Raw genomic sequence first — 15,010 nt, 5'->3', positions numbered from 1 at the left:
TCCATGGGTCTTGTGCTCTCCTGTGCCACCCTCCTAGATTGGCGCTGCGCTCAGTCGCTTGAACTGGAGTTCTCTCCGGCCATGACGGTGCTCGCGGGGCCTAATGCCTATGGCAAGACCAACACAGTGGAGGCGCTCCAGCTTTTGACGGCTGGAGTGTCCTTTCGCCATCCCTGTCCTCGCGACTTGGTGCGCCAAGGAGCTGAGGTAGCCAAGGCATCAGCGTGCCTTGAAGGAGACGGGCGCCTGTTGGATATGGCGGTGATTGCCAGTGAGAGCTCACGACGTTTCACGAGAAACGGTAAGGCGGTGCGTCCCTCAGAGATTCCGGGAACTCTGCTGTCTGTGCTCTTTAATCCTGATGACCTAGGGCTTGTGAAGGGGTCTGCCTCTGCACGCCGCGATGAGACAGATGCCTTTGGCTCCCAGGCATCCCGAGCCTTTGCTCAAGTAGTGAAGACTTACAAGCGTTCCATCGAGCAGCGCAATCGGCTGCTCAAAGAGCCTCAGGTGGATATGGATCTCCTGGATGCCTGGGATGCCTCGGTGGCTGTGGGCGCCGGGACGCTGCTCTACCATCGTATGAGCCTGTTGGCGCGATTGGGCGAATTGGTGTCTGAGGCCCATGAGGCAGTGGCTCCAGAGCGGCTGGTCATTCGCTATGAGTCCAGCTTGGGGTCCTTGGAGGCAGGTTCTTCTCGGCAGGACCTCATCGAGCAGATGGCAGAGGCTCTCAAGGAATCTCGAGTCGAGGACCTGCGCCGAGGGTTTACCACCAAAGGACCTCAGCGAGATGATATTGGCTTTGAGTTGGATGGTCGGCCATTGCGCACTTTTGGGAGCCAAGGCCAACAGCGCACGGCGGTATTGGCCTGGAAGATGGCGCAGGTGCGCTTTGCCCAGGAGGTGTTAGGACAAACGCCGCTTCTGCTTTTGGATGACGTCATGAGCGAGTTAGACGCCCATAGGCGCAAAGCGGTGAACGGACTGGTGGGCCAAGGAGTGCAGACAGTGGTCACCACTACGCACTTGGGCTATTTTGACCCGCAAATGCTGGCAGATGCGGCGGTGATCGAGTTTACGGGGAAGGGGGTTGCCCATGGAGTGGAGCGACGGCACCAACGAAGATCCGGCAGCTCTTGCGACCTATAGGCCCATGAGCGCCGTCTTGACTGGCTGCATGCAGTCGTTGGGCTATAAGTCTGGCAAGGTAAGCGCTGGTTGGGCGTGGAACAAAATCGCTGGCCCACGCGGCCGGGCCCATACCCGGGGCGTCTTCTTGCAAACTCAGGCAGCGCCTCGGCTGCCTCTGTTGCGCGTGTATCTGGACTCCTCGGTGCTCATTCAGGACTTCTCTACCGATCACTTGCTGTTCGAACAGCGTCTCTCAGAAGTAGGACTCCCGGTAGAGCGCGTGGTGTTTCAGCTCTCTCGAACTGTGGGGGCTGCCCCACAAAATGGGGCTGAGGTGGCTACGGGCTTCTCGGCAGGAAAAAGAGCCGAGAAGCCCATATCATCCCAACCTGTGCCTTTAGAGTCGCTGCCGCCTTTGAGCGAGGAACAAAAGCAGCAGGTGGCTCTGATGACTTCAGGGCTTGATGGGGAACTGCGCGAAGCAGCGGTCAAAGCTATGGAAGCGAGTCTGCGGCGGTCGCAAAGAGAGCTCGAAGGATAGAGGAGCCTCAAAAGCTTTGATGGCGGCTTACATATTTATGGCTGTCAAAGACATTGAGCCGCTGTGAGCGCCACAAAAACGTAATAGGTATGGGGGATGGCATAGAGGGCTAATCGTGGCTACTAGATGCCTTCTGGTGCCCCTAGTGGCAAATGGCGGCCACAACCATTAGAATTGGTAAGTTCGACTTGTTGGAAAACGCGAAGGGAGCCCTGTGGCCAAAAAGCATGAGTATGATGGGTCTGAGATCAAGATCCTCGAAGGCCTGGAGGCAGTGCGCAAGCGCCCAGGCATGTATATTGGCTCTACCAGTGCCTCGGGTTTGCATCACCTGGTCTATGAGGTGGTCGACAACTCGGTAGACGAGGCGCTGGCCGGCTTTTGTACCAAGATTTTGGTAACAATACACCCGGATAACTCGGTGACGGTAGTGGACAATGGCCGAGGCATTCCTATCGACAAGCACCCTCAGCGCAAGATTCCTACACTTGAAGTAGTGCTTACCGTGCTTCATGCCGGCGGCAAGTTTGACAACAATGCCTATAAGGTCTCTGGCGGCCTTCATGGCGTGGGTATCTCGGTAGTGAACGCGCTTTCCAAGAAAGTGGTGGTGCAGGTCAAACGCGACGGCAACATCTATGAGATGGCGTTCTCCCGCGGCAAGACCACCGAGAAGATGAAGGTCGTGGGCAAGGCCAAGGGCACCGGCACCACGGTGACCTTCTGGCCTGACGACGAGATCTTCGAGACCTGCGTCTTCAACTACGACACCCTGCGAGACCGCATGCAGGAGATGGCGTTTTTGAACCGCAACTTAAGGATCGTGCTCACCGACGAGCGCGAGGAGACCCCTCGTGTCGACGAGTTTTGCTACTCCGGCGGCATCATCGACTTCGTAAAGTTCTTGAACGACGGCAAGGAGCTGGTAGGGGATATCAAGACCCCCATCTACATGAGCGGCTCTGCCGACACCGACGACCCTGCCAAGATGGGCGAGGTCGAGGTGGCTCTCCAGTGGAACAGCGGCTATGGCGAGAACGTCATGAGCTTCGCCAACAACATCTACACCCCCGAGGGCGGCATGCACCTCGAGGGCTTCCGCACGGCCCTCACCCGCGTGATCAACGACTACGCCCGCAAGGCCAACATCCTCAAGGACAAGGACAAGAACCTCGAGGGCTCCGACGTCCGCGAGGGCCTCTGCGCAGTGATCTCGGTCAAGCTGGGCGATCCTCAGTTCGAGGGTCAGACCAAGGCTAAGCTGGGCAGCTCCTACATGAAGCCGCTGGTAATGAAGACGGTGGCCCAGGGCTTTGCCGAGTATTTGGAAGAGCATCCCAAGCAAGCCCGCGCCATTGTGAACAAGGCTTCCTCGGCCGCTAAAGCGCGTCAGGCTGCCCGCAAGGCCCGCGAGGCCACTCGCCGCAAGGGTCTGCTGGAAAGCGCGTCGCTTCCCGGCAAGCTGGCAGACTGCTCGGTGCGCGACCCGGCGATGACCGAGCTGTTCATTGTAGAGGGTGACTCCGCAGGAGGCTCGGCCAAGATGGCCCGAGACCGCTCCACCCAGGCCATCTTGCCTTTGCGCGGCAAGATTTTGAATGTTGAGCGCGTAGGGCCTAGCCGTGCGCTCTCCGCCGAGACCATCCAAAGCCTCATCACCGCCATTGGCACCGGTGTGGGCGATGACTTTGACATTTCCAAGGCGCGCTACCACAAGATCGTGATCATGACCGACGCCGACGTCGACGGCGCCCACATCCGCATCCTACTGCTCACGTTCTTCTACCGCTACATGCGTCCCATGATCGACGCCGGCTACATCTTCATTGCACAGCCTCCGTTGTTCCAGCTGATCCCCAAGGGTCGCAAGAAGGGCGAGTACATCTATACCGACGAAGAGCTGGCATTGCAGGTAAAAGGCTTGGAAAAGGGCTATAAAGTCCAGCGCTACAAGGGCCTCGGCGAGATGGACCCCGAGCAGCTATGGGAGACCACCATGGAGCCCAAGAATCGCATCTTGCTCCAGGTTGGCATTGACGACGCGGCTGCTGCCGAGCGCACGGTGTCCGACCTTATGGGCACCCAGGTGGAAAAGCGCCGCGAGTTCATTCAGCGCCGTGCCAAAGATGCACGCTTCCTGGACATTTAGACAGAGAGGTTTGACCTGTGGCAGATAACAAACGACCCGGCGATGGCGGGTTTGACGACGAGTTGGACTCCGGCGTCAACGAAGGCGATCTCTTTGAGGACGACGAGGTGCGCGAGGGTGCGGTAGGCCCCAACGACGACGTCGAGCTCGACGATCTCGAGGATAGCTCTGACTCTGACGACAATATTGACTATGATCTCACCGTGGAAGAAGACGGCGATGAGATGGGGGTGGAGCTCGATTCCATTGGCGACTCCACCACCGGCCTTCTGGCCGATGAGGGCGGCTCCCGCCTGGACCTTACCGACATTCACGGGGGAACCCTGAAACCCATCGATCTTCCCAGTGAGATGCAGACAAGCTTCATCGAGTATTCCATGTCGGTCATCGTGGCCCGCGCCTTGCCTGATGTGCGCGACGGCTTGAAGCCTGTGCACCGCCGTATCCTCTACGCCATGCTGGACTCCGGCGTGCTTCCCACCAAGCCTCACAAAAAGAGTGCCTGGACGGTGGGCGAGGTTATCGGCAAGTATCATCCCCATGGAGACTCAGCGGTCTACGACGCTATGGTGCGCCTGGCCCAGGACTTCTCCATGTCGGTGCCTCTTATCGACGGCCATGGCAACTTTGGCTCTGTGGATGGTGACCCCGCCGCTGCCATGCGTTACACCGAGAGTCGCCTGGCAAAGCCTGCCATGGAGCTTCTGCGCGACCTCAACGACGACACAGTGGACTGGCAGCCCAACTACGACGAGTCCATCATGGAGCCCGCCGTGCTGCCTAGCCGTTTCCCTAACCTGCTGGTCAACGGCTCGTCGGGCATCGCGGTAGGCATGGCCACCAACATCGCCCCTCACAACCTGGGCGAGGCTATCGACGCCACCTGCATGATGATCGATAATCCAGATGCCACGGTGGACGAGCTCATGAGCGTCATGCCTGGCCCGGACTTTCCCACCGGCGCCGTCATTATGGGCGCCGAGGGCATCCGCGATTCCTATGAGACCGGCCGCGGCTCCATCTGCGTGCGTGCCAAGGCTCATGTGGAGAAGATCAAGGGCAACCGCCAGCGCATCGTCATCACCGAGATCCCCTATCAGGTGAACAAGGGCCTACTCCAAGAGAAAATCGCCAAGTTGGTGAACGACAAGGTGATCGAGGGCATCTCAGACATGCGCGACGAGACCAACCGCAAGGGCATGCGCTTGGTCATCGACCTCAAAACCAATGTGGTGCCCGAGGTGGTGCTCAACAACCTTTATAAGCACACCCAGCTACAAACCACCTTTGGCGCCATCAATATCGCCTTGGTAGACGGTGTGCCAAAGACGCTCACCCTGCGCGAGATGATCGGCCACTACATCGACCACCAGGTCGACGTAGTGACTCGCCGCACCCAATACCGCCTCAAGAAGGCTCAAAAGGAGCTGCACGTACGCGAGGGTCTGCTTATCGCAGTGGACAACATCGACGAGGTCGTCCACATCATCCGCAGCTCTTACTCCGACGCCGAGGTGCGCGAGCGCTTCAATGAGCGTTTTGGTCTGGACGAGGTTCAGTCCAACGCCATTCTTGAGATGCGCTTGAAGCGCCTCACCGGCTTGGAGCGCGAGAAGCTGGTGGCAGACATCGAGCGACTCAAAGAGGAGATCGCCTATCTGGAGAGCCTCTTGGCAGATCGCACCAAGCTTCTGGGTGTCATCAAGGATGAGATGCGCGAGATCAAGGATAAGTACGCTCGCCCTCGCCGCACCACCATCTCCAATGCGCCCATCACGCTCAACGTGGAGGATCTCATTGCCGACGAGGACATGGTCATCACCATCACCCACGCCGGCTATATCAAGCGCACCCCCGTGGCCGATTATCGCTCTCAAAAGCGTGGCGGCAAAGGCGTGCAGGGAGTCTCCCTCAAAGACAACGACTTTGTGGAGGAGCTCTTTGTAGCCTCCACCCACGACTATATTCTCTTCTTTACCAACCTGGGAAAGGTCTACCGCCTGAAGGTGCACGAGCTGCCCGTTGGCAGCCGCACTGCCAAAGGAACCCCGCTGGTAAACCTGCTGGATCTGGCTGATGGCGAGCACGCCACCTCGATCTTTACCACCAGCGACTTCCCAAAGAGCGAGTATCTCATGTTTGCCACCGCCAAGGGCAATGTGAAGAAGACGGCGCTCTCTGCCTATGACCGCACCCGTCGTGACGGCATGATCGCCATCAAGCTCAATGAGGGTGATCAGCTGGTCACCGTGCGTCGCGTCAAGGCGGGTGAGAAGGTTATCCTCACCTCCTCTGCCGGCAAGACCATCCTTTTCGACGAGTCCAAGGTGCGCCCCATGGGCCGTGCGGCCGCTGGCGTCAAGGGCATCGACCTCAAGGGCGATGCCTCCATGCTGGGCATGGAAGTCTCCAATGGCAAGGGAGACCTCTTTGTCATTACCGAGAAAGGCTACGGCAAGCGCACGCCTGTCTCTGAGTACACCGAGCACAACCGCGGCGGTCAGGGCATCTTCACCATCCAGATGACCGCCAAGAAGGGTGATCTGGCTTCTGTCAAGGTGGTGGGCCCGCAGCACGAGCTCATGATCATGAGTCAGGAAGGCACTGTCATCCGCCTTAAGACCGCCGAGATCTCCCAGCTAGGCCGTGCCACTCAAGGCGTGAAGATCATGAACGTCTCAGATGGAGACAGGATCACCTCGGTGGCCCGTATGGTTGCCGGCAAAGCCAAGGCCAAGAAGAAGGACGACGGCCAGGCGACCCTCTCGCTCACTATCGAGGATCCCTCGGCAGAGGATGAGTCCATCGACGTGGGTGGCGAGGAGTTCTACGACGAGTCAATCCTTGGGGATGACGAGGAATAGCTCTTATCGGCAGCAATGACCGTTGAGGCACGCCTGGGCTTCTTTAATGAGGGTCGGGCGTGCTTTCTTAATTTAGGGATTAGCACTTGGTGTAGGCTAATCAGTCATAATTGGTATAGACCGGGGAGGAGGGTGCTATGACGATGATTCGCGTAGATATCGAGACAGTGGTTATTGGCAATGGCCCCATGGCCTCCCTGGTGGTGCTCAAGCCGCGCAACAGCGGTTCACGCGCCTATGAGCCGCTGCCTATTCGCATTGGCATGGTGGAGGCCTCGGCCATCGGTATGGGAGTGGAGAACCCGCATTCCGACCGCCCTATGACCCATGACCTCTTACAAACCGCCATTCATGAGTTGGGTGCAACTATCACCAGCGTGGCCATCGTGGGCGTGGAGGGCACCACGTTTTTTGCCGAGATAAACCTCACCTCTAAAGCCGGATATCATCTGTCGCTGGATGCTCGGCCAAGCGATGCGTTGGCACTGGCAGTACGTGCCAAAAGCCCTATCTTTGTGGCTGAGTCTGTGATGGCCACTGCCAGCTACCCGGACTTTGATGCAGTGAAGCGCGATCAGGACAGGCTTGATTTGGAAGCCTTTGACCGCTTTATCGACTCGCTTTCGCCAGAGGATTTCAGGGCTGCTCCGGGGGCTGCCCCAGGCAAGCAAAGCTAGGCAAGCTTTTGGGTGGCCAGGGGTTTTGTGGTGAGTTTATCGGTGAAAAATACCTCTTGACGCACCCTAAGAACGCCATTAGTATTGGTTCTTGCGTTGGGCCCATAGCTCAGTTGGTCAGAGCGTCCGGCTGATAACCGGGAGGTCACAAGTTCGAACCTTGTTGGGCCCACCATCTTTTCTGCGAATAACCGCCCCAGCGTGGCCGAGTCGCCGCTGGGGCGGTTATTAATACGCGGGGACGTAGCTCAGCTGGGAGAGCGCGGGCTTTGCAAGCCTGAGGTCGTGGGTTCGATCCCCATCGTCTCCACCAGACATTTACGAGGTCAACCAAGGTATTTGGTTGACCTTTTTTCGTTGAACACCAGGAGGACGCCAATCTACCTCCCTTCCGGTTGTTTACAGATATGAGGGGACACTGCTGCGACATAGCCCTGTAACCTATGAGCGCTAGCCTGAGGTTGGATACGTTTGGTCTTCCTTGGTATCTTTCCCTGCATCCTTTGGGAGAAGGTGTGGGGATCTCATTGTCCGCTTTACGGCCATCTCTTGAGTTAAGGGAAGTGGCCAGGCATTGCTATGGAGTGTTGTCTATGCATAAAACCAAGGGTTTAGGAAGGTTGGCGCAGCTGGTCTGCCTTGTGATGGCAGTCTTTTGCGCGCTCTCTTTGGCAGCCCCGGTGCCTGCGTTGGCAGACGTGGAGTCTGTGAAAGGCAAAACCTACCGCATTACCACCGACACTACCTTCGCCCCCTTCGAATATCGCGATTCCAACGGCGACTTGGTGGGCATCGACATGGACCTCATCCGCGCCATCGCCGAGGAGGAGGGTTTCAACGTGCAGATCGAGTCGCTGGGATTCAATGCCGCCATGGTGGCCACTGAGTCCGGCAACTCCGATATGACCATTGCCGGCGCTTCCATCACCGACGAACGCAAGCAAACCTATGACTTCTCTGACCCCTACTTTGACTCCGGCGTGCTTATGGCGGTGCCCGAGTCCTCCGACATCACGGGCTATCAGGATCTCAAAGGCAAGAAAGTCGTGGTGAAGACCGGCACCGAGGGTGAGACTTTTGCCAAGTCCATTCAGGATCAATATGGCTTCGACATCGTCTCGGTAGATCAAACCTCCACCATGGTGCAGATGCTCCAGGCCGGCCAGGCCGATGCCATGTTCGACGACTATCCCATCATCGCCTATGGCATCGCGCAGGGCAACGGCATGAAGTCGGTGACCCAAAAAGAGGCAGGCAACTCCTACGGGGCCGTGGTGGCCAAGGGTAAGAATCAGGACCTACTCCAGGCCTTCAACGAGGGTCTGGCCAAGCTCAAGGCCGATGGCCGCTACGACCAGATCATGGAGAAGTATCTGGGCGATAACGCCACCAAGGCAGAGCAAACCAGCTTCTTTGGCCTGCTGCAGCAGAGTGCGCCCGCACTTCTTACGGGCGTGAAAAACACTCTGCTGGTCACGGTAGTGGCCTTTGCAGGCGCTCTGGTGCTGGGCATCCTCTTTGGTCTCATGAAGATCTCCGGCTCCAAGATTCTTCGCGCCATCGCTTCCTTCTATGTATGGCTCTTCCGCGGTACTCCGCTACTCATCTGGGCGTTCTTCTTCTACTTCGCCCTGCCTCAGGTTGCCGGCGTCAAGCTCTCGGTCTTTGCGGTAGGCGCGCTGGCGCTGGCGCTCAACGCCGGTTCCTACATCACCGAGATCGTCCGCGGCGCCATCCAGTCTGTGGACCCGGGCCAAACCGAAGCCGCCCGCTGCCTGGGTTGCTCTTCTGGCCTCACCATGCGCGCCATCGTGTTTCCTCAGGCCGCTAAGATCGCCACGCCTTCCCTCATCAACCAGCTCATCATCATGGTGAAGGACTCCTCGATCCTTCTGGCCATCGGCTTTGGCGAGCTGCTCTACCAGGCGCAGCAGATCTATGCCGCCAACCTGCGCGTGAGCGAGGTGCTCTTCATTGTCGCCATGTTCTACCTGGTGACCATCTCGCTGCTCACCATGCTTGCCAACTGGGCCACAAGGAGGTTCTCCGAAAATGGCTAACACTACTCCTGCCGAGAAGACCAACCCCCAAACCTCGACGGCCGCCGCAGCTCCTGAGGCTGCTGCCGAGAAGCCCATCATCCAGGTGGTGGACCTTCATAAATCTTTTGGCGACAACCAGGTGCTGGACGGCATTAACCTGGATGTGCGCAAGGGAGAGGTCATCACCATCATCGGACCTTCGGGCTCCGGCAAGTCCACTCTGCTGCGCTGCCTCAATGCGCTGGAACAGCCCACCTCCGGCCAAGTGATCTTCGACGGCCTGAACCTCATGGGCCCCGACGTAGACATCGACGCCGTGCGCTGCCGCATCGGCATGGTCTTTCAACACTTCAACCTCTTCCCCCATATGAGCGTGCTGGAAAACATCACCTTTGCCCCCATGCACAACCTTGGGCTCACTCAACAAGAGGCTGAGGATCGCGCCCGCACCCTCCTTGAGGACGTGGGCCTTGCCGAAAAGGCAGATGTCAAACCCAGCTCTCTTTCTGGCGGTCAAAAGCAGCGTGTGGCCATCGCTCGTGCCCTGGCCATGCGCCCCGAGGTATTGCTTTTCGACGAGGCCACCAGCGCTCTGGACCCTGAGATGGTCAAAGATGTCTTAGACATCATGCGTCGTTTGGCCGACGAGGGTGACACCATGATCGTGGTCACCCATGAAATGGGCTTTGCTCGCGAGGTTTCCGACCGCGTGATCTTCACCGAGGGAGGACATATCGACTGCCAGGGCACCCCCGAGGAGCTCTTTGAGAACCCGCCCACCGAGCGCCTTCGCGAGTTCCTTTCCAAGGTGCTCTAACCTCACACCTTGCTCGCTCGCCACTTCTCTCGCATCCCTTTGCCGCCTTTTGATCTCTCAGGTCAAGGGGCGGCTTTTCTTAGCAAAGTAAGCTGATGTACCCCCGCCGAGAAACCCTTCCATGACTGCTAGAGAGCCTAGTCTTCTTGAGGTAACTCGGCAGTGGGTATCAAGATGTTGAGCGAATAGGTGGAAAACTCCGTTTTGATGGAGCAGTAACCGCCATATTTCTCGGTAGCTAGCTTGATGGATTGCGTGCCAAAGCCGTGGCTGCCGGCACCGACCTTCAGCTCACCTACTCGGCCATGACCGGCGACTTTGCCGACACCAACAACGCCAGCGTGGTCAAGCAGCTGCGCCAGGCCACCAAGAACGTGCTTTACACCACCGTGAACTCCAACATGATGCAGGGCATGGCTCCTGGTTCTGTGGCGCGTTACGGCACCGCCACCTGGCAGTACGCCGTCTACGGCGTCACGGCCACCCTGGTGGCCATCGCCGCAGTGCTAGTCTTCTTTGGCCTGCGCGTGCAGGCTGCAGGCGCGAACCACCTGGGCATTGGTGGCTCTTTGCCCGCCATCTGCTTTCCCACCGCCGCGACCGTGGCCAACAGCTGGAACCCTAAGCTGGGCGAAGCTTTAGGCGAGGCGCTGGGCGAGGAGGCGCTGGCTCAAAAGGTGGACGTGGTGTTGGGGCCTGGCCTCAATATCAAGCGCAACCCTCTGTGCGGCCGCAACTTCGAGTATTTCTCGGAAGACCCGCTGCTGGCGGGCAAGATGGCCGCTGGTTATGTTGAGGGGCATCCAATCCAAGGGGGTCTCTGCCTGCCCTAAGCACTTTACGGTGAACAGCCAGGAGACTCGCCGCATAGCCTCGGACTCCGTGGTGGACGAGCGCACGCTACGCGAGATCTACCTGGCAGGCTTCGAGCGGGTGGTCAAAGAGGCTCATCCTGCCTGCATCATGAGCAGCTATAACCTGGTCAACGGCACCTATGTGAACGAGGACCCCTACCTGCTTCGCCAGATACTGCGCGACGAGTGGGGCTTCGACCGCTGCGGCCCCGCCAACGCCGAGAAGGCCGCCGACGCCTGTCAGCTTGCCTCCCGAGCCGACGTGGTCTTACTGTGCCTAGGCCTGGACGAGACCCGGGAGACCGAGGGCGCCGAGCGCCAAGACATGTGCCTGGCCGCTTCCCAGGTCGCCCTGGTGAGCCAGCTGGCGGCCGTGAACCCCAATATTGTGGTGCTCTTGTCGGCGGGGGCTCCCATGGAGACGGGCTGGGACAAAGACGTCAAGGCGCTGGTCCACCTATGCCTGGGTGGTCAAGCAGGGGCTCGTGCGGCTCTGGACGTGGTCTGCGGGCTGGTGAACCCCTCGGGCAAGCTGGCCGAGACCTGGTCTCACGCTCTAAGCGACACCGCTACTGCAACTTCTTATCCTGCCGAGAAGAAGCACGCCCTCTATAAAGAGGCTCTGTACGTGGGTTGTCACATCTTCGACAGCGCGCAGGCGAATGTGGCCTATCCTTTTGGCTTTGGCTTGTCCTATACCACCTTTGACTATTCAGATCTGCAAGTGGATGTGCAAGATGGGCCAGACCCGCAGGTAAAGGGTGTCGTGCGCTGTTGCCAACACGGGACCTGCGGCCGGAGCCGAGGTGGTGCAGCTCTACGTGGCAAAGCCTGAGGGCGACGTCTTTAGGCCGGCCCAAGAGCTTCGCGCCTTTGACGAGGTTGCGGGGACACCTCAATGCAACGGCACGGATCGATACGGGCTTCTCGGCAGCAAGATGCGCCGGGAGGCCCGTTTTCCATGGAGGGGCGCGGGCGGCAGGGTGCCCCCCGGGCCTCAGGAAACCCCGCTGCTTTATGGGGATTTGTGGCAGGAGGTGTAGCTGGGGCTCCATGGGTTTAACGTAGGTTGGTTAGTGTTGATGTGTCTTAGAGGGGGTCTCATGATCAGCCCAGAGCTCGACGAGCTCTCCTGCAACCTCATTGGCGAAGCGCTGGACGTGCTGGCCGCAGGGGATCTCTTGGGAGTGGTGGCCTCGGTGCTCGATGGCCAGGGCAACCGTGTGACCTGCGCTTTTGAAGACGACGGCGAAGACGTGTGCTTGGAGGCCGCCCACAAGTGGGTGAAAGACCTGGCCACAGGCGCCCGCACTGAGCCGCAGCTGGGTGCCCCCATGGGCTATGCCATTTGCTACTCCGGTGCCGTAGACACCGGCGACGGCTTTGCCGATGCGCTCATGTGCGAATTTGGGGATAAAGACCCTAGGCCTGATTATTCGGCGTTTTTGCTGGTACAGGGTACTGGCGAGAGCTTTTCCTGGAGCGACCCCGCTCCGGCGGGCGAGCTGCCCAGCCTACTTTAGCAACAGGCTGCGCCTTTGCGCAGATCTCGGTGGCCCGTCCTCTGGGCCTACCTTGAGTTTTCCTCTCCATCATGAAAGTGAGTCCTATGCTGCAAGAGAACCTGCGAAACGTTGCCATTATCGCCCACGTCGACCATGGCAAGACCACGCTGGTGGACAAGCTGCTGCGCGCAACCGATGCCTTCAGGGCAAACCAGCAGGTAGAAGATCGTATTCTCGACTCCAACGACCAGGAGCGCGAGCGCGGCATCACCATTTTGGCTAAAAATATCTCCATCGAGTACAAGGGCGTGAAGATCAACGTCATCGACACCCCGGGCCACGCAGACTTTGGCGGCGAGGTGGAGCGCGTGCTGCGCATGGCAGACTCGGCCCTGCTTTTGGTGGACGCCTTCGAGGGCCCCATGCCCCAGACTCGCTTCGTGCTGCGCCATGCCATCGACGCAGGCCTGGCTATCATGATCGTGGTGAACAAGATCGACCGCCCGGGCGCGCGCCCTGAGGAGGTAGTGAACGACTCCCTGGACCTCATGATGGATCTGGGTGCCACCGACGAGCAGCTGGAATTTGCCATGGAGCACGTGGTCTATGCCAGCGCGGTGAACGGCTTCGCCCGCTTGGATCCCGCCGACGACAACGACAACATGTACCCCCTGCTGGACATGATCGTGGACTGCCTGCCGGCCCCCGACTGCGACCCCGACGGCCCTCTGGCCATGCAGTGCGTCACTGTGGACCACTCCAGCTACGTGGGCCGCATCGGCATTGGTCGCGTCTACTCGGGCACCATCCATGTCGGCGAGCAGATCCTGGTGGTAAAAAACGACGGCAGCCGCGCCATGGCCTGCGCCAAGCAGCTCTTCACCTTCGACTACCTGGGCCGCACTGAGTGCCAAGAGATCAAAGCCGGCGATATTGGCGCGGTGGTGGGCATCGACCACACCGACATCGGCGACGTCTACACCGACCCCGCCAATCCTGTGGAGCTGGACCCCATCGAGATCGACCCGCCCACCCTGGCCGTGGTCTTCGAGGCTTCCACTTCGCCTTTGGTGGGCCGCGAGGGTGACATCGTGGGCGGCCGTCAGCTCAAAGAGCGCCTCATGCGCGAGGCCGAGAACAACGTGACCATGCGCATCGAGGAACTGGGCGACAAGACCGGCATCGAGGTAGCTGGCCGCGGCATCCTGCACCTCTCCGTCCTCATGGAGGCCATGCGCCGCGAAGGCTTCGAGTTCCAGGTGGGCCGCCCCCGCGTGCTCTTCAAGGAGGACGAGCATGGCCACCGCCTAGAGCCCGTCGAGCTGGCCGTGGTGGAGACCCCCAACGAGTACTCCGGCAAGGTTATCGAGGTCTTTGGCGACGCCGGCGGCACCATGACCAACATGCAGTCCGGCGAGACCCACACGCACCTGGAGTTCAAGATCCCCACCCGAGGCATCATGGGCCTCAAGAACCGCATCTTGAACGTCACCCACGGCGAGGGCATCTTCTACCACACCTTCTCCGAGTACGGCCCCTATGCCGGCGAGCTGGGCCAGCGCAACAATGGCGCTATGATTTCCATGGCCACCGAGAAGGCCGTGGCCTACGCCCTTGGCACCCTCCAGGAGCGCGGCACTATGTTTGTGGGGCCGGGCGACGAATGCTACGAGGGCATGCTGGTGGGCGAGCGCTCCAAGCCCGGCGACATGGTGGTCAACGTGGCGCGCACCAAATCTTTGGGCAACCAGCGCTCCTCTACCGCCGACATCGCCGTCCAGCTCACCCCGCCCCGCACCTTCTCCCTGGAAGAGGCGCTGGAGTACATCATGGACGACGAGCTGGTGGAGATCACCCCCAAGAGCATCCGCATGCGCAAGCGCATCCTGGACACCATCGAGCGCAAGAAGGACAACGTGCGCCGAGGCCGCGTGAACAAGCTCAACTAAGGGGACTGCGGCGCGGCACACAACGCGGCGGGCTGCGTTGCGCTGCGGCCGCGAGCTGCGGGGTGAGTTGCGGCCCATGTCGCAGCCAACGTGCCACAGCTGCGTATAACGCTTGCAAGCAAAAAGGGCGCCGACTCCGGTCGACGCCCTTTTTGCATCTCTTGGGTATGAGGGAACGCGAGCAGCCTGCAGTGGGTGGGCCTCTCGGCAGGGTTGGGATGGCATGGAGTCACAACGCGGTCTCGTGCAACGGGCGGCGGCCCGTGACCCTGCTGGCATAAGTTACACCTAATAGGCAGAATTTCTGCCACAAAGCCCCTCTAGTAGGCAGATTGGGGGCGAATCTGCCTACTTCCTGCCACTTCTGGCAGGAAAAACACCTAATAGGTGCCGGTTGAGATGGTTTTGGCACAAGAGATCATTAGGCAGCGGCATAGCTGCCACAAGATGCCGCTAGACGATGGATTTGGCCCAAATC

General features: G+C 59.5%; 12 protein-coding genes and 2 tRNA genes. All 14 read left to right on the top strand.

Annotated features, from left to right (window positions below; translation table 11 throughout):
* Positions 1-3: 3 nt before the first annotated feature.
* The 14 genes from recF (at position 4) to typA (ending at position 14,532) form a co-directional block, all read left to right on the top strand.
* On the top strand, positions 4-1,152 hold the full coding sequence (gene recF, locus E5334_RS01025) for a DNA replication/repair protein RecF (RefSeq protein ID WP_136011751.1): 1,149 nt from the start codon (positions 4-6) through the stop codon (positions 1,150-1,152).
* A complete protein-coding gene (locus E5334_RS01020) occupies positions 1,100-1,675 on the top strand; it encodes a hypothetical protein (RefSeq protein ID WP_136011750.1) in 576 nt (191 codons plus the stop codon). Before recF ends, E5334_RS01020 begins: the two co-directional genes overlap by 53 nt.
* A gap of 214 nt (positions 1,676-1,889) precedes the next feature.
* Positions 1,890-3,824: a DNA topoisomerase (ATP-hydrolyzing) subunit B gene (gyrB, locus tag E5334_RS01015; protein WP_136011749.1), complete on the top strand. Its 1,935-nt coding sequence runs from the start codon at positions 1,890-1,892 to the stop codon at positions 3,822-3,824.
* Positions 3,825-3,841: 17 nt separating this feature from the next.
* A complete protein-coding gene (gene gyrA / locus E5334_RS01010) occupies positions 3,842-6,688 on the top strand; it encodes a DNA gyrase subunit A (protein WP_369945777.1) in 2,847 nt (948 codons plus the stop codon).
* A gap of 137 nt (positions 6,689-6,825) precedes the next feature.
* Complete coding sequence (locus tag E5334_RS01005) at positions 6,826-7,365, top strand: bifunctional nuclease family protein (protein WP_136011748.1); 540 nt, start codon at positions 6,826-6,828, stop codon at positions 7,363-7,365.
* Positions 7,366-7,463: 98 nt separating this feature from the next.
* A tRNA-Ile gene (locus tag E5334_RS01000) sits at positions 7,464-7,540 on the top strand.
* Positions 7,541-7,602: 62 nt separating this feature from the next.
* Positions 7,603-7,678, top strand: a tRNA-Ala gene (locus tag E5334_RS00995).
* Between the two features lie 280 nt (positions 7,679-7,958).
* Positions 7,959-9,425, top strand: a complete 1,467-nt coding sequence (locus tag E5334_RS00990; RefSeq protein ID WP_136011747.1) for an ABC transporter substrate-binding protein/permease — start codon at positions 7,959-7,961, stop codon at positions 9,423-9,425.
* Entirely contained in the window at positions 9,418-10,224 is an 807-nt protein-coding gene (locus E5334_RS00985; protein ID WP_136011746.1) for an amino acid ABC transporter ATP-binding protein, read from the top strand. Before E5334_RS00990 ends, E5334_RS00985 begins: the two co-directional genes overlap by 8 nt.
* A gap of 266 nt (positions 10,225-10,490) precedes the next feature.
* Positions 10,491-11,057 carry a glycoside hydrolase family 3 N-terminal domain-containing protein gene (locus tag E5334_RS08705; RefSeq protein WP_275438866.1) on the top strand — a complete coding sequence of 189 codons (567 nt, stop codon included), beginning with the start codon at positions 10,491-10,493 and terminating at the stop codon, positions 11,055-11,057.
* A complete protein-coding gene (locus tag E5334_RS08700; protein WP_275438865.1) occupies positions 11,014-11,913 on the top strand; it encodes a glycoside hydrolase family 3 protein in 900 nt (299 codons plus the stop codon). Before E5334_RS08705 ends, E5334_RS08700 begins: the two co-directional genes overlap by 44 nt.
* Positions 11,840-12,121 carry a fibronectin type III-like domain-contianing protein gene (locus E5334_RS08885; RefSeq protein ID WP_420812476.1) on the top strand — a complete coding sequence of 94 codons (282 nt, stop codon included), beginning with the start codon at positions 11,840-11,842 and terminating at the stop codon, positions 12,119-12,121. The genes E5334_RS08700 and E5334_RS08885 overlap by 74 nt, the downstream gene beginning before the upstream one ends.
* Before the next feature lie 60 nt (positions 12,122-12,181).
* Positions 12,182-12,601, top strand: a complete 420-nt coding sequence (locus E5334_RS00970; protein WP_275438863.1) for a hypothetical protein — start codon at positions 12,182-12,184, stop codon at positions 12,599-12,601.
* An 86-nt stretch (positions 12,602-12,687) separates the two neighbouring features.
* Positions 12,688-14,532: a translational GTPase TypA gene (typA, locus tag E5334_RS00965; RefSeq protein ID WP_136011744.1), complete on the top strand. Its 1,845-nt coding sequence runs from the start codon at positions 12,688-12,690 to the stop codon at positions 14,530-14,532.
* The last annotated feature ends 478 nt before the right edge of the window (positions 14,533-15,010 follow it).

Source organism: Muricaecibacterium torontonense, assembly GCF_004793925.1.
GTDB lineage: Bacteria > Actinomycetota > Coriobacteriia > Coriobacteriales > Atopobiaceae > Leptogranulimonas > Leptogranulimonas caecicola.
This window is presented reverse-complemented; position numbering and strand designations above follow the sequence as displayed.

What these genes read in the sequence shown, in the direction of transcription:
- typA (WP_136011744.1), top strand. Translation starts at nt 12,688, where the DNA reads ATGCTGCAAGAGAACCTGCGAAACGTTGCCATTATCGCCCACGTCGAC.
- E5334_RS00985 (WP_136011746.1), top strand. Translation starts at nt 9,418, where the DNA reads ATGGCTAACACTACTCCTGCCGAGAAGACCAACCCCCAAACCTCGACG.
- E5334_RS00990 (WP_136011747.1), top strand. Translation starts at nt 7,959, where the DNA reads ATGCATAAAACCAAGGGTTTAGGAAGGTTGGCGCAGCTGGTCTGCCTT.
- recF (WP_136011751.1), top strand. Translation starts at nt 4, where the DNA reads ATGGGTCTTGTGCTCTCCTGTGCCACCCTCCTAGATTGGCGCTGCGCT.
- E5334_RS01020 (WP_136011750.1), top strand. Translation starts at nt 1,100, where the DNA reads ATGGAGTGGAGCGACGGCACCAACGAAGATCCGGCAGCTCTTGCGACC.
- E5334_RS08700 (WP_275438865.1), top strand. Translation starts at nt 11,014, where the DNA reads ATGTTGAGGGGCATCCAATCCAAGGGGGTCTCTGCCTGCCCTAAGCAC.
- E5334_RS01005 (WP_136011748.1), top strand. Translation starts at nt 6,826, where the DNA reads ATGACGATGATTCGCGTAGATATCGAGACAGTGGTTATTGGCAATGGC.
- E5334_RS00970 (WP_275438863.1), top strand. Translation starts at nt 12,182, where the DNA reads ATGATCAGCCCAGAGCTCGACGAGCTCTCCTGCAACCTCATTGGCGAA.